The 22057-nt window shown below is 74.1% G+C and carries 19 protein-coding genes; 12 read left to right on the forward strand and 7 right to left on the reverse strand.

Annotation, left to right across the window (positions count from 1 at the left end):
* Nucleotides 1-89 precede the first annotated feature (89 nt).
* On the reverse strand, nucleotides 90-3323 hold the full coding sequence (locus FHX44_RS07575; RefSeq protein ID WP_147254820.1) for a CHAT domain-containing protein: 3234 nt from the start codon (nucleotides 3321-3323) through the stop codon (nucleotides 90-92).
* Nucleotides 3324-3402: 79 nt separating this feature from the next.
* Between FHX44_RS07575 and FHX44_RS07580 the strand changes: the two genes are divergently transcribed.
* The 6 genes from FHX44_RS07580 to FHX44_RS07605 all read left to right on the forward strand — a co-directional run bounded on the left by FHX44_RS07580 (nucleotide 3403) and on the right by FHX44_RS07605 (nucleotide 12870).
* The gene (locus FHX44_RS07580) at nucleotides 3403-3786 is read left to right on the forward strand and encodes a hypothetical protein (RefSeq protein ID WP_147254821.1); all 384 of its coding nucleotides are present in this window, start codon (nucleotides 3403-3405) and stop codon (nucleotides 3784-3786) included.
* Entirely contained in the window at nucleotides 3783-4670 is an 888-nt protein-coding gene (locus FHX44_RS07585; RefSeq protein WP_147254822.1) for a hypothetical protein, read from the forward strand. Before FHX44_RS07580 ends, FHX44_RS07585 begins: the two co-directional genes overlap by 4 nt.
* A gap of 254 nt (nucleotides 4671-4924) precedes the next feature.
* Nucleotides 4925-6454 carry a TIGR02677 family protein gene (locus tag FHX44_RS07590; RefSeq protein ID WP_147254823.1) on the forward strand — a complete coding sequence of 510 codons (1530 nt, stop codon included), beginning with the start codon at nucleotides 4925-4927 and terminating at the stop codon, nucleotides 6452-6454.
* Nucleotides 6451-7644 (forward strand): TIGR02678 family protein, encoded by a 1194-nt coding sequence (locus FHX44_RS07595; RefSeq protein ID WP_147254824.1) that lies wholly within the window; start codon nucleotides 6451-6453, stop codon nucleotides 7642-7644. The genes FHX44_RS07590 and FHX44_RS07595 overlap by 4 nt, the downstream gene beginning before the upstream one ends.
* A complete protein-coding gene (locus FHX44_RS07600; protein WP_170308816.1) occupies nucleotides 7641-11669 on the forward strand; it encodes a TIGR02680 family protein in 4029 nt (1342 codons plus the stop codon). Before FHX44_RS07595 ends, FHX44_RS07600 begins: the two co-directional genes overlap by 4 nt.
* A gap of 19 nt (nucleotides 11670-11688) precedes the next feature.
* Complete coding sequence (locus tag FHX44_RS07605; protein ID WP_147254826.1) at nucleotides 11689-12870, forward strand: TIGR02679 family protein; 1182 nt, start codon at nucleotides 11689-11691, stop codon at nucleotides 12868-12870.
* Here the strand turns inward: FHX44_RS07605 and FHX44_RS42025 are convergent.
* From FHX44_RS42025 to FHX44_RS07620, 5 genes are read right to left on the reverse strand one after another with little or no spacing between them, the layout of a single operon-like run.
* Entirely contained in the window at nucleotides 12863-13039 is a 177-nt protein-coding gene (locus tag FHX44_RS42025; RefSeq protein WP_170308817.1) for a hypothetical protein, read from the reverse strand. The two genes, FHX44_RS07605 and FHX44_RS42025, sit on opposite strands and share 8 nt — an antisense overlap.
* 45 nt (nucleotides 13040-13084) lie before the next feature.
* Nucleotides 13085-13864, reverse strand: coding sequence for an enoyl-CoA hydratase/isomerase family protein (locus FHX44_RS07610; RefSeq protein WP_170308818.1), 780 nt, complete (start codon nucleotides 13862-13864; stop codon nucleotides 13085-13087).
* Nucleotides 13857-15029, reverse strand: a complete 1173-nt coding sequence (locus FHX44_RS42030; RefSeq protein ID WP_170308819.1) for a CaiB/BaiF CoA transferase family protein — start codon at nucleotides 15027-15029, stop codon at nucleotides 13857-13859. The genes FHX44_RS07610 and FHX44_RS42030 overlap by 8 nt, the downstream gene beginning before the upstream one ends.
* 23 nt (nucleotides 15030-15052) lie before the next feature.
* Entirely contained in the window at nucleotides 15053-16411 is a 1359-nt protein-coding gene (locus tag FHX44_RS07615; RefSeq protein ID WP_342792473.1) for an MFS transporter, read from the reverse strand.
* Between the two features lie 37 nt (nucleotides 16412-16448).
* Nucleotides 16449-17822 (reverse strand): FAD-dependent oxidoreductase, encoded by a 1374-nt coding sequence (locus tag FHX44_RS07620; protein ID WP_147254828.1) that lies wholly within the window; start codon nucleotides 17820-17822, stop codon nucleotides 16449-16451.
* Between the two features lie 22 nt (nucleotides 17823-17844).
* Between FHX44_RS07620 and FHX44_RS07625 the strand changes: the two genes are divergently transcribed.
* Nucleotides 17845-18120 carry a DUF2399 domain-containing protein gene (locus FHX44_RS07625; RefSeq protein ID WP_212612375.1) on the forward strand — a complete coding sequence of 92 codons (276 nt, stop codon included), beginning with the start codon at nucleotides 17845-17847 and terminating at the stop codon, nucleotides 18118-18120.
* 33 nt (nucleotides 18121-18153) lie between these two features.
* On the opposite strand, the gene FHX44_RS07630 is transcribed toward FHX44_RS07625, so the two are convergent.
* Nucleotides 18154-18666, reverse strand: coding sequence for a hypothetical protein (locus tag FHX44_RS07630; protein ID WP_147254829.1), 513 nt, complete (start codon nucleotides 18664-18666; stop codon nucleotides 18154-18156).
* 68 nt (nucleotides 18667-18734) lie between these two features.
* Here FHX44_RS07630 and FHX44_RS07635 point away from each other — a divergent pair, with 68 nt between their 5' ends.
* The 5 genes from FHX44_RS07635 (at nucleotide 18735) to FHX44_RS07650 (ending at nucleotide 21843) form a co-directional block, all read left to right on the forward strand.
* The gene (locus tag FHX44_RS07635) at nucleotides 18735-19280 is read left to right on the forward strand and encodes a hypothetical protein (protein ID WP_147254830.1); all 546 of its coding nucleotides are present in this window, start codon (nucleotides 18735-18737) and stop codon (nucleotides 19278-19280) included.
* A gap of 180 nt (nucleotides 19281-19460) precedes the next feature.
* Nucleotides 19461-20108, forward strand: coding sequence for a hypothetical protein (locus FHX44_RS07640; protein WP_147254831.1), 648 nt, complete (start codon nucleotides 19461-19463; stop codon nucleotides 20106-20108).
* 39 nt (nucleotides 20109-20147) lie between these two features.
* A complete protein-coding gene (locus FHX44_RS07645) occupies nucleotides 20148-21053 on the forward strand; it encodes a TIGR03564 family F420-dependent LLM class oxidoreductase (protein ID WP_147254832.1) in 906 nt (301 codons plus the stop codon).
* A gap of 297 nt (nucleotides 21054-21350) precedes the next feature.
* Nucleotides 21351-21542 carry a tryptophan-rich sensory protein gene (locus FHX44_RS43790; protein ID WP_281287877.1) on the forward strand — a complete coding sequence of 64 codons (192 nt, stop codon included), beginning with the start codon at nucleotides 21351-21353 and terminating at the stop codon, nucleotides 21540-21542.
* Nucleotides 21520-21843, forward strand: a complete 324-nt coding sequence (locus FHX44_RS07650) for a TspO/MBR family protein (protein ID WP_281287949.1) — start codon at nucleotides 21520-21522, stop codon at nucleotides 21841-21843. The genes FHX44_RS43790 and FHX44_RS07650 overlap by 23 nt, the downstream gene beginning before the upstream one ends.
* Nucleotides 21844-22057 lie beyond the last annotated feature (214 nt).

Here is a 22057-nt window from a genome sequence, read left to right on the forward strand (position 1 = left end):
TCGGCGGCACCCGGTCGAGGACTTCCACCGTGCCCGCGTCCTCACCGGCTCACCCGACGGCGAGACCTCGGATGAACCGCTGGCCCGGATCAGGCGCCGCTGTGCACGTGCGAGGCCCACGTCCACGGGGCGTCGGGCCGCTCGGCACGCAACCGGCGGATCACCGCGTGCAGGGCGTGCGCGGCCGGGGGCCGGCCCGCCGTACCGGTGGTTCGGGCCAGTTCGTGGTGCACCTGCTCGGCGATGTGCGCGGCGAGCTCGTCGCCGACCTCCCACAGCGTGCCGATCGCCTGTGCGTATCCGGCCAGCTGGAACGCCGACGCCAGGTGCACGGCCTCGTCGGCGAGGGTGGCGCTGCCCCGTGCGGTGGCGCACGCGGAGAGGTACGCCAGCTCCGCGCCCTCCAACGGCAGCCGGCTCAGCTCGGTGACGGGCAGCGGCCCGTCGTGCAGCAGCAGGTGGCTCGCCTCGGCGTTCAGCGGGTCGCTGCTGGCGTGGCACGCGAAGTGCGCGAACGCCGCCCTCGGCAACGCCGCCCGCACCGCTTCCCCGGTGGCGGCGGGCCCGACCAGCACCTCCGGGGAGACTCCCCTGCCGGTGAACCCGGCGGCGAAGGCCGTGGCCTCGCGCGCCGTGGCGGGCAGCGCGGCGTGGTCCGGCGTCTCCGGCATGGCGACCGCCAGCGCGGTGCGCGGCCCGGTCGGCGTGGGTCGCGCCCGGCTATGCAGCAGGGCGCGCACGGTTGGTGTGTACGACGAGACGGCACGGTCCAGCACGGACGCGCCGGGAACGTCGTGACGGCCGGCGGCATGCAGCGGGAGGAAGCTCAGCGGCCCGCCCACCGACCACCACACCCGCGGCCACGGCGCCCCGCCGCCCGGGTGCACCGTCGCCCCCGCCGCCTCCAGGGCCGGCTCGGCCAGCACGTCCCACAACCAGGCGAGCGTGTCGACGACGACGCGCCCGGCCATGCCGCGCACCAGCGGATCCGGCTCCGGCGAGGCGAGCATTCCGATCGCGGCGCGGAACGCGTCGGCCTGCTCCGCCAGCTGGTCCAGCCGCAACCGGGGCAGCGGCACCACCGCCGCGGCGCCGTCCCGCAGTACCAGGGCATCGCAGCGGGAGTGGTCCACGTTCACGGCGATCACGGGGCCGTGCGCGGCGGCCGGCGCCAGCTCGGCGAAGGTGACCGTCGGCGGCAGCAGGAACCGGTCGAACCCGGGCAGGGCCCGGATCTGTTCGAGCAGGGCGTTCCACTCCGCGGGAGGGTTCGTCGCGAAGAGGGAGCCGGCGCGCATGCGCTCACGCACCGCCACGATCCGGGCGGCCAGGCCGGGGTCGGCGGCCTGCAGCCGGTCCAGCTCGTGCCGGGTGATCAGTGCGGACGTCAGCAGGTGGGCCCGGCCGGTCTCCCAGGCCGTCAGGGCGCCCTCGCCGTCACCGTCGCCGATCCTGAGGGTGACGAACGGATTGCTCACGGGCGCGACGGCGGCGGACTGCGCCTGGTGGTCGGCCGGGTCGCGCACGAGAGCCGTCATTCCCCAGAGATGGAGCAGGGCGGCATCGGGGGTCTGATCGGCGCTGATCGTCTGCCGAGCCGCGTCGACCGCGTCGTGGAACGCCGCGTCCTCAGTGGTGACCAGGTAGCGGTTGAAGAGCGCGCGAGCGAGCGCGATCTGCTCGGCGCGCCGGTCCGGGTGATCGGGCGGCAGGGCGGAGAGCTTCAGCCGGCTCCGCGCGATCGTGTCGTTGGTCTCGGCCATCATCTCGAACGGCGACGACGCAGCGGTGCCCATGGCGACGGCGCCGTGCACCTGGCCGGTGTCGGCGAACTGCTGCTCCAGCATCGTCGTCACCGCCTGCATGAGCAGCGGTGTCCGCTCGGGGAGCTCCCGTGCCCGGGCGTCGGGATCGGTGATCTGCTCCGTGGTGAGCGCGAGGTAGCTGACCTGAAGCTGGGTGTACTCGGGTGTGTCCGGCGTCAGCTCGCGCAGCGCACGCTCGTGGAGCTGGACGATCTCGTCGAGGTCGCTGCGGTCCGCGGGTGGCGTGTGCTCGAGTGCCAGCAGGGGCGCTCGCCCGCCTCCGGAACCCGGCCCCAACCAGAACTCCCGCGACACGTCGTCGAGCGCCCGGGCGGCCGACTGCGCGAGGTACGCCAGGTCGCGGAAGTACTGGGGGCTCGTCGCCATTGCATCGGCCACGCGCGAGTCACTGCCCGACTGTTGCTGGAGCGCGGCCATCAGCCGCTCCGCGAGCTCGTCCTCACCGGGTGCCCGGCGCGGGCCGGGCTGCCGGTGCCTGCGTTCCAGATCGGCGAGCAGCTCGCGGATCTGGTGTCGCTGCGCGTCGATGTCCCTGCGCGCCTTGTCGAGCTCGGACAGTGCGCGATCGAACTCAGCGGTCCCACCCCGCTCCGCACGTTCCCGGTGCAGCCCCGCGCGCAGCCCGTCCAACTGCCGGTCGGTCTCCTCCAGCTGGGCGAGCACCTGATGCATGTGTCCGAGCATCCCGCCCGGCCGTCCCCAGGCCTCGGCGGCGCGCGCCGCCTCCGCGGCGTTCCGGATCAGGTCCGGGTCGCCGCCGGACTCCGGGGCCGCCGCGATCCGGAACAGGCGTTCGGCCTCCGCCATCATCGGCCGGTCCCCGGCCGGCTCCGCCTTCATGGCCAGCACGGAGGCGAGGCCGTACGCGCACCGCGCATAGGGCTCGACGCCGGACGCGAGGGCGTCCAACCCCTCCCGGAAGACCGTGGCCATCCGGTCCAGACGCTCCTCGCGGGCGCCGGCGACGAGCAGATCCGCGCCGCCCATCAGCGCGTAGCCGAGCGCGCAGAGTGCGGCGGGCCGGGCTTCGTGTCCCGCCGGAAGCAGGCGCACCGCCTGCTCGGCGAGCCCGGCCACCAGCCCGTCCCGGTCGTCCTCGGAACGCCGTGCCAGCCGTTGGACCAGCAGCCAGGTCACGTCGGCCAGCGCCCGGCCGAGGACCTGAGCCGGGGCGTCGCCTGCCTGTTCGCACGCCTCCCGCGCCGGCTCCAGCCAATGCCGCACCTCCTCCGGCAGCGCGTCCGGATGGCTCAGCAGCACCGGCAGGAGGAGGACCGCGGCTGTCTGCCAGTCCTGCTCGGCGCCGGCACCGAGCAGCTCGGCCCGCGCCAGGTGGAACCCTCCCGCCACGTACGCCACACCCGCGTCCAGGCCATCGGGAACCGCCAGGACACCGAGGAGCTCGTCGAGCTCGGCACGTGCCTCCTCGGCGAGTACCGCGTCGGGACCACCCGCCTCGAGCCGGGCGACGATTGCCGCGAGGAGCCGCTCACGCACGGTCGGTGACAGTACCGGGCATTCACTCCGAAGTGGACGCCCTTACAATCCCGGGCGGCCACCGGCTTCTGGGGGAATCGTGGGCGAGCAGGTCGAGCGGGACGAGTTGGCCCGCTTCTGCGCCCACCTGGGCCCGATGCGGGCGCTCCTGCGCGGCCCGGCAGGAGCCGCTGCCCGCGCCCAGGTCGAGCAGGTCGTGCGGACCGCGCGCCGCGGCGAGCCGGTCGCCGGGCTGGTCGCGGCACTCGACGGAATGGTCCCCGCGGACACCGGCGCGCCGCCACGCGTTGCGCTGCCGCCGCGGCTGCCCGACGTCGCGCTCCCACCGCCGACCGGCGGCTACATCTGCCCCGCCGACGCGTGCAGCCGGGCGGAACCGCGCCGGGCGGGCTCCCCGGTGCCCCACTGCGACGTGTACCAGCAGGCGCTGCGCTTCCACCCCGACGCCGAGCCGACCCGGTGAACACCTTCGTCACCGAGATCGGCAAGAAGCTGGCCGAGCGCTGGGTGGCGCTCCTGGTGCTGCCCGGCCTGCTGTTCACGGCCACGGCCACCGTCGCGGCGCTGCTCGGCCACCGGCACTGGGCCGATCTCCCACTGCTGGGGCAGCGGGTGGGGCAGCTGGTGCCGGTGGACGCCGGGGCATCGGCCGGCCTGCCCCGGACGGTGGTCCTGTTGGTCGTGCTGTTGGTCGTCTCTGTCAGCACCGCGTTGCTGGCGAACGCGCTCGCAACGCCCGTCGAGCACGCCCTCGCGGGCCGCTGGCCACCGCCGTTGCGAGGCCTCGCCCGGGCCTGCACCCGGCGCCGGCGCGCCGCCTGGACGCGGGCGAACGAGGAGTGGGAACGCGCCAGCAACGCGGGCGAGCGCGACCGCCTCGCCGAACTGGCCGCCCGCCGGAACCGGATCGCGCTGATCGAGCCGATCAACGCGACCTGGGTCGGCGACCGGCTGGACGCCCCGACGGTACGGGTCCACCAGGAGTACGGCGTGGACCTGACCTTCCTCTGGCCCCGGCTGTGGCTGCTGCTGCCGGAGAGCTCCCGCACCCCGCTGGCGGACGCCCGGCAACAGCTGGACGACGCCGCCCGGCTCGGCGGATGGGCGCTGCTCTACCTGGCACTCGGTGCGGTGTGGTGGCCGTCGGCGATCATCGGCCTGGTCGCGGGGCTCGTCGGGCGGCAGCGGTACCGGTCTGCCGCCGACGTCTACGCCGGCCTGGTCGAGGCCGCCGTGGACGTGCACCTCGAGGAGTTGGTCAGCCGGTTCACCGATGGTCAGGGCGTGCGGCCCACCCGCCCGCACTGGGGCCGGCAGATCACCGAACGGTTCCGCAAAGGTATGTGACGAGGTGGATGCCACCGCCGCGTGCTGCTCGGCGACCGACACATCCGGACGGCCGTGCTTCTCGACCGCGTCAACGAGCTCGGGACTGATCGAGTCATCAACACTCCTGACTGGGGACATCAGCTCGCGCAGGGCACGGCTGCACACCGCTCGGCCGATCCTCGGCGTGACCGGATCTGCCGCCGGTTGGCGCTGCCGGCCTCCACCCGAGTCACGTGCACATCCTGTCGGTACCCCTCACTACCCTCCCCACCATGACCAGCGCCTCCCTCACGCACGCCGAGCGGGTGCGGCTGGAGGCCCTGCGCTACGCCACCGGCGAGGAGTCCGCCACCTACGTGGCGATCATGCGCACGTTCACCGGGGAGATCGCCGGCCTGCTGTCCGACCAGTCGGCGGCGGAGGTCGCCGCGCGGCTGGCAGCGCAGGGGTTCGAGCTCGATCGGGAGACCATCGACGACCGGCTGTCCTACCTCGTCGAGCACGGCAACCTCGCGCGCAGCCCGCGGGAGACCGAGGCCCGCAGCCTGCGGGAGTACCTCCAGAATCGGGCCCGCTACCAGCTCACCCAGCGCGGGGAGCTGGTCCACCGGTTCGTCGAGGAGCTGCTGGGGCACACCGAGTCGGCGCGCGAGGTGTCCACGGAGATGCTGGGCGGCATCCTCGACGGGCTCACGGCGCTGTCCGCGCTCGACGCGGCGGCGATCGGGTCGGCCGACCCGGAGACGCTCGCACGCGACCTCGTCACCGTGTTCGCGCAGTTCGAGCGCCTGGTCTCGTCCACCCGCGACTTCTACACCTACCTGTCGCAGGTGCTCATCCGCTACGACCTCGACCGCGCCGAGTTCGCGGTGTTCAAGACGGCGCTGCTCGACTACCTGCAACGGTTCGTCGACGAGATCGCCCGGCACATGCCGCAGATCGCCGACGTGCTGCAGCGGGTCGAGACCCATGTCGACGCCCTCTGTGCGCGGGCCAACACCGGGCAGCGGCTCCGCGGCGTCGACGGCGAGGTGGCGCGGCGCAGCGCCGGTCTCGACCCGGCCGACTGGCGGAGCCTGCACGCCTGGTTCATCGGCGGAGCCGGCCGCGACTCCGACGCCGCCGGCGTGCGTCGTCTCGCCACCGACGCGATGCGCGCGCTGCTGGTCAACCTGCGCCGCATTGCCACGGGCGGCCGCGAGCAGAGCCGCTACTCCGACCTGCTGGTGCTCGCACGCTGGTTCGCCGAGGCCGACGACGACACGGCGCACGCCCTCTGGGCCGCCGCCTTCGGCCTCCACCCGTGCCGCCACCTCGCCTTCGTCGCCGACGACGACGCCGACCCGGTCCCGCCCACCGCCTCGTGGTGGCGCACCCCGGTCGCCGACGTCCCGCTCGCGCTGCGTCGCACCGGTGCCCGCACGGTCCGCGGGCGGGCCGGGCGGCGGGAGGACTACGCGGCGGCGAAGGCGGCGCGGATCGCGGAACGGGAACGCGCCGAGGAGCGGCGGGCGGGCGCGCTGGCCGAGATCCGTGCCCACACCGGGCGGCTCGGCACCGTCCGGCTCTCCGACGACGCCCGCTCCGCGCTGCTCGGCCTCTACGCCCGCGCGCTGGTCGAACGGGGCCGCCCGCTGGGTGTCGGGGAGGTCGCGGAGGTCGACGGCGGCGGCTGGAGCCTCACGGTGAGCCACGCCCCCGGCGCGGGCACCACGATCGTCAGCCCGGCCGGCCGGCTCGAGCTCCACGACCTCGCGCTCGCCGTCCACCCGGCCGAGTACCGGCAGCGGGACACGGGATGAGCCGCATCGAGCGGCCGGCGCCGGCCGAGGACGTCCAGGCCGTCGCCGAGCGCCAGCGCGCCGCGCGGGCCCTGCTGCGCACCCCGCTCCTGCACGCCGACGGACCGGGCGCCGACGACCTGCGGCTCGTGCGCCGCCACCGGATGGATCTGGAGCGCCTGTTCGCCGACGGCTTCGGCTACCGGCTCGTCGTCGACCCGGGCGCCGCGCGGTTGTTCAAGACCGGGCTCGGGCGCGACGCCACCCGCCCGCTGCGCCGCCGCGGCGGCAAGCCCTTCACGCCGCGCATGTACGCGCTGCTCTGCCTCACCGTGGCCGCCCTGGGCCGCGGGAAGTCGCAGCTGTTGGTCGACGAGCTGGTGGCGCAGGTCCGGTCGGCCGCCGTCGACGCGGGCCTCGACGTCGACCTCGACTCCATCACCGATCGCCGTGCACTGCACGCGGCGTTGTCGGCCCTGGCCGACCTCGGCGTGCTGCACGAGCGCGACGGCGACCTGGAGCACTGGGCCGACCACCGCACCGCCTCCCTGCTCGACGTCCGCCGCGACCGGCTGGGGCTGCTCGTCTCGGCCGTCCTCGCTGGCGCCGACGGGCCGGACGACCTCATCGACCGCGCCGCGCTGCCCTCCGCTGCCGGTGGCGCCCGCGTCGCCGTGCGCCGCCGCGTCGTCGAGTCGCCGATCCTGTCGGTCGACGCGCTCACCGAGGAGCAGACCGAGTGGTGGCGGCGCGGCCGCAACCGGGAGCGCGAGTGGTTCGCCGACCGCCTCGGCCTGCAGGTCGAGCTGCGCGCCGAGGGCGCCGTCGCGATCGACCCGGACGGCGAGCTCACCGACGTCGAGTTCCCCGCGGGCGGGTCCGGCCGGCACCTGGCGCTCCTGCTGCTGGAGGCGCTCGTCGCCCGGCTCCGGCCGGGCGCGCGCGAAGCCGCCGCTCCCGAGCGGGTGTGGCGCCGCGCCGACCCGGAGCTCGTCGCGGCCGTGTCGGCGGAGGTCATCGCCGAGTGGGGCGCCGGTCTCAAGCGGGAGCACCGGGAGAACACCGAGCACGCGGTCACCGAGGCCCGGCAGGTGCTCGTCGACTTCGGGCTGGTGCGCGTCGAGCCCGACGGCGGCTGGCTGCTCCACGCCGCTGCGGCGCGCTACGCCGTCACCGCGACGCTCGCCGGGGACGGACAGGGGGACGCGTGAACGACCGGTTCCGGCTCGCCCGCGCGGGCGTCCTCAACGTCTGGCAGTACGACGACCAGGTCTTCGAGTTCGCCGAGGGGCGGCTGCTGCTGCGCGGCTCCAACGGCGCCGGCAAGTCGAAGACCCTCGAGATGCTGCTGCCGTTCGTCCTCGACGGCGACAAGGCCCGCATGACGGCGTCGGGTCGCCATCACACCAGCCTGCTCTGGCTCATGCTCGACGGGTACACCGGGCAGAACCGGGCCGGGTACCTGTGGGTCGAGTTCGCCACCGCGAGCGAGTCGTTCACCTGCGGCGTCGGTGTGCGGGCGTCGCAGTCCGCGCGCCAGGCGTCGGCCTGGTACTTCACCCTGCCCGGCCGCATCGGCGCCGACCTGCACCTGGAGGACGACGCCGGCCCGCTCGCCCGCGACCGGCTGCGCGCGGCGGTCGAGGAGCGGGGCGGGCACTTCTTCGACTCGCCCCGGGCCTACAAGCAGCACGTCGGCCGCACCCTGTTCGGGCTCGAACCGCTGCAGTACGACGAGTTGCTGCGGCTGCTGTATTGGCTGCGGCAGCCGCAGGTCGGCGAGGACATCGAGCCGGCCCGGCTGGCCGAGCAGCTCGTGCAGGCGCTGCCGCAGATCGACGACGACGCCGTCCGCTCCGCGGGCGACACCTTCGACGAGCTCGCGGCGTTCGGCGAGCAGCTCGACCGGCAGCGGCGCAGCGCGGAAGGGGTGGCGGCCTTCGCCCGGGTCTACGCCGACCACGCCCGCGAGGTGCTGCGGGCCCGCGGGTCCGACGTCGCCGCCGCCCACAGCGAACGCACGCGGCTCACCCGCGAGGTCGACCGGTGCAGAGCGCGGCTGGCGGAGATCGTCGGGGAGCGAGAGTCGGCGCAGCGGGAACGTTCCGACGCCGGCCGCGAGCGCGCCACGCTCGCCGCCCGGCTCGCCGAGCTGCGTGCCGACCCGCTCATGCGCACCGAGCGCGAGCTGGCCGGCCGTCGCGAGCTGGCGGGCGAGCGGCGGCAGGCGGCCCAGCGCGCGGAGCGCGCCGCGGCGGCCGCGCGGCAGCGGGCCGAACAGTCGGGTGCCCGGGTCCACACCGACGCCGGGCGGTTGGGGGAAGACCTGCGGGCGTACGCGTCGGCGGCCGGCCGGCACGCGGCCGACCTCGCCCGGCTCGGTGCCCGCACCAGCTTGGCGGTCGCCCCCGACCTGCACGAACCGCACCTCACGGCGGCCGCCGACGCCGGGCCGCTCACCGACGCGCTCCACCGGCACGAGGGCTCGGTCGAGGCGGCGCGTCCGGTGCTCGGCGAGCTGCGGGCCGCGGTGCAGGTCGTCGAGGAGGCGCTCGCCGCTTTCGACCGGGCCGCCACCGAGCGGGAACGCGCCGAGGAGCACGCGGCGCGGGTCGAGCAGCAGGCCGAAGCCGAACGCGGGCTGCTCGCCGACGCCCGCGGCAGCGCCGAGCGCGCCGAGTCGGCCTACGCCGCCGCCCTCGACGGCTGGCGCACCGCCCCGCACGCCGTTCCGTTCGAGCTCCCCGCCCAGCTCACCGTCGAGGCGGTCACCGCCCTAGCAGCCGACGCCCGCGCCGTGGCCGCACCCGTGCTGGAGGGGCTGCGCGTGCAGCAGGCCGCCGCGGCAGCCGACCGGGCGGCGGCCGAGCGGGCCCTTGCCGAGGCGTCCCGCAGGCGGGCCGCGGTCGTCGCCGAGTCCGATCCCGCACCGGCGCAGCCGGCGTGGGCGCGTTCTCCGCGCGACGGCGCCGACGGGGCACCGCTGTGGCGCCTGATCGACTTCGCCGACGGTGTCGACGACGCCCGGCGGGCGGGCGTCGAGGCGGCGCTCGAGGCGTCCGGTTTGCTCGACGCCTGGGTGCGGGCCGACGGGGCCGTGCTCGACGCCGACCGGCACGACACAGTGCTCTCCGCAGGCCCCGGGGTCGCCGGGCCGTCGCTGACCACGCTGCTCGTGCCCGATCCGCCGGAGTCGAGCCCGGTCACCGGCGACGTCGTGGCGGGCGTCCTCGCCCGGGTCGCCCTCGGTCCCGGTGTCGAGCCGCAGGACGGCGCCGCCGTTGCGGTGGACGGCAGCTGGCGGCTGGGCCCGCTCACCGGCCGCGCCGCCAAGCCGGCCGCGCAGTACATCGGCTCCACGGCGCGGGCGGCGGAGCGGGCGCGGCGGATCGCGGAGCTCGACGCGCTGATCGCCGAGCACACCGCGGCCCGGGAGTCCGCCGCGGCCGCCGAACGGACGGCCGCCGACACCGCGCGTGCCATCGAGTCCTGGCTCACCGCGGCGCCGGCCACCGACGAGCTGGTCGCCGCGTGGACCCGGTTGGAGGAGCGCACGCGCAGCGCCGAGCGGGCCGAACGGCTGGTCACGGAGGCCGAGGAGGCGGCCGCCCGCGCCCGGTCGGTGGAGGCCGCGCACCGGCGGGAGCTGCACGACCTCGCCACCGCGCACGACCTCCCCACCGAGGCCGGCCCGCTCGGCGCGCGCCGGGAAGCGCTGCGCTCTCTCGACACCGCGCTCGCCACCCACGTCGAGCGCGGCGGTGCGCTGGCCGCGCGGCTGGGCCGCTGGTCCGACGACGCGTCCGCCCACGAAGCGTTGCTCGCCGAGGCCGAGGAGATGGCGCAGGAGGCCGAGGACGCCGCCGGCCGCGCCGCGGAGGCACAGGCCGCGGCCGACGAACTGGAAGCGACGGTCGGTGCCCCGCTCCGGGAGATCCGCCGTCGCATCGAGGTGGCCGAGGAGCGGGACTCCACCCTGCGCCGCCGCGAAGCCGAGCTCGGCAAACGGGTGGAGGAGCTGCTGGTCACGGGCGGAGCGGCCGAGCAGGCGGCCCGCGACGCCGAGGACCGCCTCGCCGAGCACGTGCCGGTGCTGGCCGCGGCGGTCACCGCGCTCTCCGGGCTGGCCGACGTTCCGGGTCTGCTCGCGTCGGGTGACGACCAGGCCACGGAGAGCGACATGGCGCTCGGCCTCGCCCGTGGCTTCACCGCGGGCGGTCCCGTCCCGGCGGCGGTGCTCGCGCTCGCCCGCCGCTTCGCCGCACTGCCGGCGCCCGCCGGGCCTGCGACCACCGCGGCGGTCTTCGCCGCGTGGCAGGAGGCGGCCAGCGGGCCGGCGGGGGACGTCGACCCGCGGGTCGTCGACGACGGGGTGGCGCTCGCCGTCATCGGTCGCGACGACGCCGGCGAGCACCCGATCGGCGTTCTGGCTCAGCGCCTGGCCGCGGCCGTCAGGCGCGACGCCGACCTGCTCACCGAGCGGGAGCGGCGGCTGTTCGAGGAGCACATCCTCGGCGACCTCGGCGAGTCGCTGCGCGCGCGAAGGCTCGAGGCCGAGGAACTGGTCACCGAGATGAACAACCAGCTGCGCGGGGTCAGCACCAGCCAGGGCATCCACGTGCAGCTGCGGTGGCACCTGCGCGACGACGTGTCCGGCGACGCCGGCCGCGCCGTCGAGCTGCTCGGGAGGCCGGTGGGCGCGCTGCTGCCCGACGAGCGCCGTGAGCTGCGGGACGCCCTGCACCGGTTGATCGAGGCCTCCCGCGCCGACGCTCCCGAGGACTCCTACACCGAGCACCTCACCCGCGCCCTGGACTACCGCCGCTGGTTCGCATTCCGCATCCGCTACACCCGCCCCGAGACCGCGGGCACCTGGCACGACCTGCACCGGCGCTCGCCGCTGTCGCAGGGCGAGCAGAAGGTCGTCTGCTACCTGCCGCTGTTCGCCGCGGCGGCCGCACACTTCAGCTCGCTCGCCGGAGCGGCCCCGCACTCGCCCCGGTTCGTGCTGCTCGACGACGCCTTCCCGAAGATCGACGTCCGCACCCACCCGCTGCTGTTCGGCCTGCTCGTGCAGCTCGACCTGGACTTCGTCGTCACCAGCGAGCGGCTGTGGGGCGACCACGACACCGTGCCCTCGCTCGCCATCTACGAAGCGCTGCGCGACCCGAACGAGCGCGGGATCGCCCAGTACCGGCACACCTGGGACGGCCAGCGGCTGCACGCGGTCGGATGAGCGTCGGCGAGGCCGAGCGATGAGTGCCGGCTGGCTCGACGACCCGGCACTACGACGGGTTTGGCAGGTGCTGCGGGAGCGCCTCGAAGCGCGGGGGCTGCGGGCCGAGGGACGGGTCGTGCTGCATGGCCTCAACCGGGAGGAGCGCCACGCCGTCGCCGGGCTCCTCGGACGCAGCGTGGTGCGCGAGCGGATCGGCATCGACCTGGCCGGCCTCGACGCCGACCTCGAAGCGCGGTCCGGGATCGGCGGGCTGGTCGCCGTGGTCGAGCACGCCACCGGGGCGCCCCTGCGGGACCGGCCCTCCGACCGCGCGCGGCACGCGGCGCAGCGGGACGCCCCCGTCGAGCTGGCCCGCACGCTGCTCGCGGGGAAGCCCTGGCTGGAAACCTGGATCCAGGACATCCGCCGGTCCGGGGTGCTGTCCCGGGCGACGGACGCGACGGCGGCCGTCCGCACCGCGGCCGCGGCCCTGTCCCGCCTGCCCGGACGCGAACTGTCACGCACGGAGCTGGCCGTCGCCGCGGGCGGGCACGCCCACGCGTTGGACGACGGCTCGACAGCCGCCGCGCTGGTGCTGCGTGCCCTCGCGGCGCAGGCCGGTGACCCGGTGCCCACCACCGCGTCCGGCCGCCGTGACCTGTGGGAACTCTCCGGGGTGCGGGTCGACCTCGTCTCCACCACCTGTCTCGCCCTCGGTCTCCGCGGCCGGACCGGACCCGTCGCCGCCCGACTCGACCTCGCCGCAGACGCGGGCGACCCGGTGCACCTCACCCCGTGGGATCTGCGACGCTGCGTGCTGCGGGTCCCCGACACCGTCCTGGTGTGCGAGAACCCGCGAGTGCTGGAGGCGGTCGCCGAGCGCGGAGCGCGCACGCCCGTCGTGTGCACGAGCGGGCAGCCCGCGCTCGTCGTCCTGGACGTGCTCGCCGCACTGCGGGGCGCGGACCTGCGCTACCACGGCGACTTCGACGGGGCTGGCGTCGCGATCGCCCACCGCCTGATCGCCTCAGCCGGCGTTACGCCGTGGCGGATGGCGGCCGCCGACTACGAGCGCGGGCTCGCCGGCGCCACACTCCCGCTCGTCGGGGCGCCGGTGGAGCCGGCGTGGGACCCCGAGCTGGGTGCGGCGATGCGCCACCACGGACTGGCCGTGCACGAGGAGGCCGTGTTGCCCCACCTGCTCGACGGGATCACGTGAGCCCGGTCGTCCGGCGCAGCAAGCCGGCGCGCAGGTGCAGGTCGTCACCGCGCGGGAGCGTGAGCAGCACGGCGTCCTTCTCCGCGGCCGGCAGGCTCGCCACCCACCCGGCCATGCCCTGCAGCGGTGGCTTTCGGCCCCGGCCAGTCGCACGCTCCAGGCGCGTCATCGGTTCCAGCGGCTGGAGCCTCGAGGGCAATCGCCAACTGGACCCCTACCGCCCGCCGAACACCGCCTTCCGCTTCTCGGCGAACGCCCGGACGCCCTCGATCCCATCGGCGGTCGGGTAGAGCCCGAGCAGCAGCTCCCGCTCCAGCACGAGACCCTGTTCCCCCGCACCTGCCGCCGCGGCCCGCACGGCGGTCTTCGCCACCGCCAGCGCATGCGGGGCCCGGCGGGCGAGCTCCTCGGCCCAGGCCAGCGCATCGGACAGGACGTCGGCGGCGGGACGGACCCGGTTGACGACGCCGAGCCGGTGCGCCTCGGCCGCGTCCAGCCGTCCCGCGGTGAGGATCAGCTCGAGCGCGCGGTGCACCCCGAGCAGCCGGGTGAGGCGCTGGGTCCCGCCCCAGCCCGGGATCAGGCCCAGCTCGGTCTCGGGCAGGCCGAGCTGGGCGTCCTCCGCGGCGACGACCAGGTCGCACGCGAGGACGACCTCGAACCCGCCGCCGAGGGCGAGCCCGCGCACAGCCGCCACCGTCGGCACCGGCAGCTCCGCGATCCGGCGGCAGACGGCTCCGGCGGTCTCGGTGATCGTGCGCAGCCGGTCCGGCGGGGCATCGAGGTAACCGCGGATGTCGGCGCCTGCCGAGAACGCTCGCTCCCCTCCCGCGAGCACGACCGCCCTCACGTCGCGATCGGCGGCCACCCGGACCAGGTGGGCGTCGAGCTCGGTGAGCATCGGAAGGTCGAACGCGTTCAGCGCCCGGGGCCGGTCCAGAACCAGCAGCTCGACGGCGCCGTGCCGCTCGGCGCGGACCGCGCACTCAGCCACGGACGACACCCCGCTCCACCAGTGCGTCGATCTGGTCGGGGGTGAGGTCGAGCCCGGCGAGGATGTCGCGCGTGTGCTGGCCCAGCGCGGGCGGCAGGGACCGCAGGCCAGGCCGCTCGCCGTCGTAGCGCACGGGGTGCCCGAGCACGGCGACCTCGCCCGCGGTCGGGTGCTCGAAACGCAGCACCGACCCGTTGTGGCGCACCTGGGGGTCGTCGACGACCGCCGCGTAGTCGTTGACCGGTGCGAACCACACCTTGCGCTCGGTGAACAGGTCCTCCCACTCCTTCGTCGTGCGGCCAACGAGGTGGCCGGCGACCCGCTCGTTGATCTCCTCCCGGCGGGCCAGCACCTCGTCGTCGCCGACCGTCGCGAACCACGGGTCGTCGAGCACCTCCGCCAGCACGGGCGGGGCCGTGATGGAGACGCAGATGTGCCCGTCCGCGGTCGGGAAGACGCCGTAGGGCGCCTTGTAGTACATCGACGAGATCCGCGACGGGCTGCGCTCGCCGCGGAACCCGTTGAGGTGGTACGCGAGCGGCTCGATCTGCAGGTCGAGGGCGGCGCTGAGCAGGTTGCTCTCGACCAGGCAACCCCGACCCGTGCGTTCGCGACCGTGCAGCGCGGCCAGGATGCCGAGCGCGCCGAGGACGGCGCCGTGCTGGTCGACGACCGAGGCGCCGACCGGGGTGGGCGGGGCCTCCCCGCCGCCGGTGGCGTGCGCGAGCCCGGACAGCGACTGGATCAGGACGTCCTGGCCCGGGCGGTCCTTGTAGGGCCCGTCGGATCCGTAGCCCGACAGCGAGCAGTACACGAGCCGCGGGTTGATCTCCTTCAGCGACTCGTAGCCGAGGCCGAGGCGATCCATCGTGCTCGGGCGGAAGCTCTCGATCAGGACGTCGGCGTCGGCGAGGAGCCTGCGCAGCAGCTCGATCGACTCGGGCGCCTTCATGTCGATGCTCAGGCTGCGCGCGTTGCGGTTGCCCAGCAGGAAGAAGACGCTCTCGCCGTCGAGGTAGGCGTCGGGGCCCGACCAGCCGCGCTCGAACGCGCCGCCGGTCGGCTCGACCTTGATCACGTCGGCGCCGAGGTCGGCGAGGATCTGCGTGGCCGAAGGGCCCTGCAGGAAATGGGTGAAGCTGACGACGGACACGCCCGAGAGCACGGCCGGCCTCCCTTCCGGAGGATCTAGTGGGCGGGGACGCCCGCGGGTTCGCGTGCGTCGTCGGCGAGGTCGACGCTCTCCAGCGAGATGCCCTTCGTCTCCCGGGCGAAGGCCACCGCGACCGTCGAGATGACGGCGGCGACCAGCAGGTACAGCGCGATCGGGACGGACGAGTCGTAGGCCCGCAGCAGCGACGCGGTGATGAACGGCGCCAGCGACCCGGCGAAGATCGAGGTCATCTGGTAGCCGAAGGACACCCCGGAGTACCGCATCCGGGTCGGGAACATCTCGGCCATCATCGCCGGCTGCGGCGCGTACATCAGCGCGTGCACGAACACGCCGAGCACGAGCGCGACCACGATCAGCACGTCGCTGCCGGTGTCCATCAGCGGGAAGCCGACGAAGCCCCACCCGCACATCAGCACCGACCCCGCGAGGAAGACGGGCCGCCGTCCGATGCGGTCGGCGAGGTGGCCGAACAGCAGCACGATCGCGAAGTGGATCACGTGCGCGACGACGAGCAGCAGGAGGATGTCGGTGGTGCTGCTCCCGACCTTGATCGACAGGTACGTGATCGAGAAGGTGACGACGACCTGGTAGAGGATGTTCTCGGCCACGCGGGCGCCCATCGCGACGAGGATCCCCCGCGGGTAGCGGCGCACCACCTCGAAGACGCCCGCGTTCTCCACGGCCTGCGCCTTCGCCTTCTCGACGGCCTGCAGGAAAATCGGGGCTTCCTCGACCTGGGTGCGGATGTAGTAGCCGATCAGCACGATCACCGCCGACGCCCAGAACGCGACCCGCCAGCCCCACGCGAGGAACGCGTCCTCGGGCAGTGTGAACGCCAGCGACAGCAGGGCGATCGTCGCCAGCAGGTTGCCGACTGGCAGGCCCGCCTGCGGCCAGCTCGACCAGAACGCGCGCCGCTCCGCCGGGCTGTGCTCGCCCACCAGGAGGACGGCACCGCCCCACTCGCCGCCCACCGCGAAGCCCTGCACGAAGCGCAGCAGGACCAGCAGCACCGGAGCCCCGTAGCCGATCGTGTCGAAGCCGGGGAGGCAACCGATGAGGAAGGTAGCGACCCCGACCAGCAGCAGGCTCACCTGCAGCAGCTTCTTGCGCCCGTACCGGTCCCCGAAGTAGCCGAACACCATGCCGCCGAGCGGGCGGGCGACGAAGCCGACCGCGTAGATGAGCAGCGCGTTGATGACCCCGTCGAGGGGGTTGTCGGTGTCGGGGAAGAACAGCGCGCCGAAGACCAGCGCGGACGCAGCCGAGTAGAGCAGGAACTCGTACCACTCGGCCACGGTGCCCGCCATGGAGGCGGCGATGACCTTGCGAAGCTTGGTGGGGCTGGTAAAGCCGGACGGGGGACGACTCACGGAGGGCTCCTTCGCCTGTGGTCGGGGGAACGGAGGGTCAGAGGGCGCTGCCGTGCTCCCGCATCACCGCGCGGACGTCGGCGCCGTCGATCTCGCGGTAACCGAGCGACTTGCGCAGCGACAGCGACGTCGCGACAGCCGCCGCGTGGCCGTACTCGAAGCACTGCGCGGTGACGCGGGCCGACGCGAGCGCCTCGTGCTCCGCGGACAGGCAGCGGCCCGCGGTGATGACGTTCTCGCCGGTCGCGGGCACGAGGGCGAGGTAGGGGACCTCGTAGACGTCGTCGAGCAGCCACTCCAGGCGCGGCCGGTCGCCGCTGTGGAGCTCTATCGGCCACGGTGATCGGACGACCCCGTCGGGCCGCTTGCGGCAGGCGAGGACGTCCTCGTTGCGGAGGCTCTCCGCGCCGACGATGGAACGGGTCTGGCGGATGCCCGCCTCGACGCCGGTGTCGATGACATGGGCGTCGGCGCAGCCAGGGACGTGCGCACGCAGGAACGCCGCGTAGTCCCGGACCTGCGCGCGGCCGAGGATCTCGGCCTCGGTGAAGTCGGCGGGATCGACGACGTTGAGCATCCGCCCGTCGCGCGCGGTCAGCCGGGTGGCGTTGACCAGCAGCTCGTGCGGGCGGGTGGTGCGGAAGACCCAGATCTTGGAGCGGGGCAGGTCCAGGCCCTCGGCGCGGGTGGCGACGATCGCCGCCGACACCCAGGGCGCGCAGATCGTGTCGCGCCCCCACCCCCGGTCGAACTGCGGCATGTCGACGTTGCCGAGCCGGAAGAACATCGTCGGGTTCTGGATGGAGCCGTCAGCCCCGAAGAGCGTGCGGTGCCCCGCCCGGGCGACGACCGCGGCGTCGCCGGACGCGTCGATCGTGCGGGCGGCGCGGATCGTGGAGCGGCCGGCCGTGGACTCGACGACGACGCCGTGGTGGGTGCCGTCCGCGTCGATCAGGACCCCGACCACGGTGGTGTGCAGCAGGATCGTGACGCCCGCGGTCGCCAGCAGGTGGTCGGCGACCTCGCGCCAGACGAGCGGGTCGTGCGCCTCGGTGAACGTCTTGCCGTAGAGCTGCGGCTCGGTGAGGCCGCCGCGCTCGAGCAGGAGCGAGCGGAAGCGGCCCGTGAACCCGTCGACCACGCGCCGGCGGCCGTCGTCGGAGTCGGAGGCGAGGTACGACCCGCAGATCGTCCCCGACATGCCCGCCACGGCGGCGCCGCCGCAGAAGCCGTACTTCTCGACCAGCACGACGGAGTGGCCCGCCTCGGCGGCAACGGTCGCCGCGGCGACCCCGGCGGCGCCGCCGCCGACCACCACGACGTCGACGTCGTGCACCACGGGCAGATCGCTGCCGCCGTCGCTCGTCAGCCGCCACCCGGGAAATTCGTCGACCGGTCGTGCATCACTCATATATCGGTTCTACATCGCCAGTGTGGCCCTGGCAAGAGGCGGGCGGAAGGAGCGGTACGACTGGGGCGGGTGCGCAATCGGCAACGTCATGTTCGGGCGGCTCCCGGTCGCGCCGCGGCGTTTCGACGCTGCTGCCTACCGGCGCTCTGCCCTCCATGGTGCGGGTCGCCCGCTCACCGGCGAACCCGTGGTCTGTTCCTGGGACCCGGAGCTCGCCGAAGCCATGCGGGTCATGGGCCACGGCGTCGAGGACGAACACGTTCTCGCCGAGTTCCTCGCAGATCTCCACGCAGGCTGACCTGCCGCCGATCACGTAGCCGCGTCGTCGAGATCATCCAGCACTCACCCACGATGGACACCTCGCCGGCTCCCCACCTCCCTCACTCCTGCAGAACGCCGTGATCACCCCGAACGGCCGGGTGTCCGGCGCCTTCCACGAGGGCGCGCGGTCGACCACCACCCAGATCTCCGCCGCGTCCTCCCCGATGCGGACGTCCTCGACGTAATGCAGCCTGCGCTGCTCCCCTGCGGCCGGCACGACATTGCTCACCACCCGCGCGATCACCTCGTCGCTGACGCCACGGTCGACGGCAGCGTGCTGACGGCCGAACGGCCCCGGTCCCGCGGCCGCGGCCCGGCCCTCCCGGAGGATGACGACCAGGCCGTTCGGGTCGGCGATCGCAGAGTGGCAGCGGAACGGCGCGTTCTGCCCCGCGTACCGCCCGGGATCGTCCGTCGGAACGGGGCACGGAACGTACCGGGTGACGCCGCCGGGTACCGCGGCGCCGGCCGGCGTCATGGCGACGGCAATTCCGACGAGTACCAGCAGGATTCGGATCGTCATGGACGGCACGGACGATCCCGAGCGCCCGCCGGTTCCACCGCTCGCACTGCAAAGGGAGAGTCAGTGAGATGCGTCTTGGCATCGCCGATCATCTCGGCTGGGCCGTTGCCGTGACCGCGTCGGCCGACCACGAGGTCGTTGACCGTCGGCGGATCGAGCTGCTCGAACCCGGCGTGCCGGCGGCGCCCATCGAGCACGAGAGCCAGGGTCTCGATGTCGCCGCCGCGACTGCGCTCGTGGCGAAGGTGCGGGCGTCTGCCGTTCGCGCGGCGTCGGCTGCGCTCGACGAGATCGCGACGGTGCTGCCCGAACCGGTCATCTCGATCTCGCTCCGAGTGTGGCCGCCGGATTTCCCCGAGGACGTCGCCGTCCAACGGCGCGCGCCGTACCAGGCCCGCGCTGACGCCATCATGTATCGCCAGGTGCTTTCCGAGCTCGCGCATGATCGTGGCTGGGACGTCCACCTCTACGACGCGAAGGACGTCGTGGGGCAGGCTGTCGCGGTGCTCGGTGCGCGAGCCGAAGCGGTTCTGAACGGTCCCCGGGCGACGCTGGGGCCGCCATGGGCCAAGGACCATCGGGTCGCGCTCGCCGCGACGATCATGGCCGGCTGAACCGTCGCAGACGTGCAGACCTCACCGAAAGTCCATTCATTACGACATCCGGGCGAACCGTCTCCGAGTGACCGTGCGTGGTGAGCGAGGTACTTACCGTGCCAGGGGTTCCTTGCCGGATGACGAGGGGCGGCGGACGTCCGGTTCTGGCGCGATCTTGACCCTCGACGGGAGCACCACGTGGGGAAACCGGATCAACCTCGAGGTCCTGACGGTCGCTGGATCCCCCGCGGAGGCGGCGCGCTGATCGCAGCGATCGCACTGGCGCTCGGCCTCGCGTCCGGAACCGGCCTGACCAGCGCGTCCGGGGCGAGCGGCGGTACCAGCGGCACGTACCGGCCACAGGACACCACCAAGAGCCAGAAGGCGCGGGACCGGAACCCGGAACGGCTACTGTCCCGGCTGGCGCGGCAGGGCCTGCGTGTGGAGCAGCGCTTCAGCTCGGACGACGGCGACTGCGCAGCCCACTCCTACGGCCTCGTGCGCGAGTTCTTCCGAGGCTGTCCATGCTCTGCGCTCTTCCGCGCCCTGTTCGAGGTACGGGACGAACGGGGCAACGTCGTGCTCGTCGCGGTGGCCTGGGTCGACATGCCCGACGTCCGGCGGGCACGCGAGTTCAAGGAGCTAGTCGACCGCGACGGCACCGGCAACATCACCGAGCTGTCCCGCGAGACCGGGCCGTACCAGGACGTGCGCTACACCGGCGACCACTACGCGTCGATCCGCGACGAGACGACGGTGATCAACGCGCAGGCGCAACCCGTGCGCCGCAGCCGCCCAGCGACAGACCTGGCAGAACGAGTGGTGAGTGCGGTTCTCACGCCGTGAGTTCCTGCCCGATCCTGGGCTTGCTGGCAGAGTGAGCCCATGCGGATCAGCGTCTTCGGATTCCTCGGCGACGGAGGTGGCAGCTCCCCCGTCGACCGCTACGTGGAGTACCTCCGCCGGGTTCGGGACGAGGGCTTCACGCGCCTGTGGACCGCGCAGCTGCCCCACGAGCCCGACCTGCTCACGGCTGTGGCGGTGGCACTGCGCGAGGTCGACGGCATCGAGGTCGGCACGGGCGTGCTGCCGATCCAGGTGCAGCACCCGATGCAGCTGGCGCAGCGTGCGCTGACGGTCAACCTGATCTCCGGTGGGCGGCTGGTGCTGGGGCTCGGGCTGAGCCACAAGGTGGTCGCCGAGAACACCTGGGGGATGTCCTGGGAGCGGCCGGTGCGGCGGATGTCGGAGTTCCTCGACGGGCTGCTCCCCCTGCTCGCCGGCGACAAGGCCGACGCCACCGGCGAGTTCACCACCACGCGCGGCGAGCTGCGCATCCCCGGCGCGCCGACGCCACCGGTCTACCTCGCCGCCCTCGGCCCGCAGATGCTGAAGCTCGCCGGCAGGCGCACCGCCGGCACGGTCACCTGGATGACAGGGCCGCGCACCGTTGCCGAGCACGTCCGGCCGGTCTTGCGTGAGGCGGCGGGCGAACGGCCGGTCGAGGTCGTGACGGCGCTGCCGATCTGCGTCACCGACGACGCCGCGGCAGCTCGCGCGCAGGCCGCCAGCGAGTACGCGATCTACGGGAGGCTGCCCTCGTACCGCGCGATGCTCGACCGCGAGGGTTGGGCGGGCCCCGAGGACGCCGCGCTCATCGGCACCGAGTCCGAGGTCGCCGAGCGGATCGAGGAGCTGCGCGAGGCGGGCGTGGACGAGCTCGTCGGGTCCACCTTCGGCTCGTCGGAGCAGCGGGCCCGCAGCCGGGCGTTGCTGCTGACCTGCAGGTAGGCAGCCGGCCACGTCGCTCGACGCACACATGCGGAAGGGCCTGGCGCGTCAGTAGGACGCCGATGATCAGGCGGATCTCCTTGAACGGGTGCGCGCACTGGCCGTCGGCGGGGAACAGCGCCAGCTCGTCGAGTTGGTGATGCGGCGAGCGTGGTGACGCGAGTGGCAGGCATCTCGGTAGCTCTTCTCGTCGGGTGAATCCCGCCGAGCGCGCCGGCCCGTCGGCCACCGGCCGATCGAGGCTCGCGCGGTCCCGAGCGTCGCCGTAGATGGGGGACGGACGGGTACCCACCGGCCATGAAGACCTTCGGGAAGGTCTACCCCCTGCTGCTCACCACCGCCGCGGTGGCCGTCACGGCGGCGGTGGGTCGCCTCGGCACGGACGTGTCCTCCCGCTGGTACCGCCGCCTGGACAAGCCCAGCTGGCAACCACCCGGCGTGGCGTTTCCCCTCGTCTGGACCCGCGCTGTACACCCTGCTCGCCGGTAGCGGCGCGCAGGCGCTGGACCGGGCGGAACGCGACGGCGGGCCGGCGCGCCGCCGGTACCTGGGCGCCTACGGGACGAACCTCGTGCTCAACGCCGGCTGGACCTGGAGCTTCTTCCGCGCCAAGAACCCGCCGCTGGCGGTCCTCGAGGTCCTCGCGCTGGAGGCCTCCACCGTCGACCTCGCCCGCCGGACGTGGCGGCTCGACCGCAACGCGGGCATCGCGCTCCTGCCCTACGTCGCCTGGACCACCTACGCCACCGCGCTCACCGCGGAGCTCGCCCGCCGCAACCGGCGCGGGTGAAACGAGCTCACGGGGCCGGAAAGGGCTGTATGTCGCCACGGCGATCTCGAACAACCCGCGCAGGAGCGGCTTCGTGTCCGCGGCGTGCCGCCTGGCGAGGTGGCGGAGCGCGGATCAGCGTGTTCCGTTTCCTCGGCGCCGAGCGGATCGAGGAGCTGCGCGAGGCGGGCGCGGACGAGTTCGTCGGGCCACGTTCGGCTCGACCGAGCAGCCG

This window comes from Pseudonocardia hierapolitana, assembly GCF_007994075.1.
Taxonomy (GTDB): Bacteria; Actinomycetota; Actinomycetes; order Mycobacteriales; family Pseudonocardiaceae; genus Pseudonocardia; species Pseudonocardia hierapolitana.

Coding starts and splice junctions, on each gene's coding strand:
- FHX44_RS07620 (WP_147254828.1), bottom strand. CDS start 17,822: ATGAGTGATGCACGACCGGTCGACGAATTTCCCGGGTGGCGGCTGACG.
- FHX44_RS07635 (WP_147254830.1), top strand. CDS start 18,735: ATGCGTCTTGGCATCGCCGATCATCTCGGCTGGGCCGTTGCCGTGACC.
- FHX44_RS07645 (WP_147254832.1), top strand. CDS start 20,148: ATGCGGATCAGCGTCTTCGGATTCCTCGGCGACGGAGGTGGCAGCTCC.
- FHX44_RS07595 (WP_147254824.1), top strand. CDS start 6,451: ATGAGCCGCATCGAGCGGCCGGCGCCGGCCGAGGACGTCCAGGCCGTC.
- FHX44_RS42025 (WP_170308817.1), bottom strand. CDS start 13,039: ATGACGCGCCTGGAGCGTGCGACTGGCCGGGGCCGAAAGCCACCGCTG.
- FHX44_RS07630 (WP_147254829.1), bottom strand. CDS start 18,666: ATGACGATCCGAATCCTGCTGGTACTCGTCGGAATTGCCGTCGCCATG.
- FHX44_RS07605 (WP_147254826.1), top strand. CDS start 11,689: ATGAGTGCCGGCTGGCTCGACGACCCGGCACTACGACGGGTTTGGCAG.
- FHX44_RS07590 (WP_147254823.1), top strand. CDS start 4,925: ATGACCAGCGCCTCCCTCACGCACGCCGAGCGGGTGCGGCTGGAGGCC.
- FHX44_RS43790 (WP_281287877.1), top strand. CDS start 21,351: ATGAAGACCTTCGGGAAGGTCTACCCCCTGCTGCTCACCACCGCCGCG.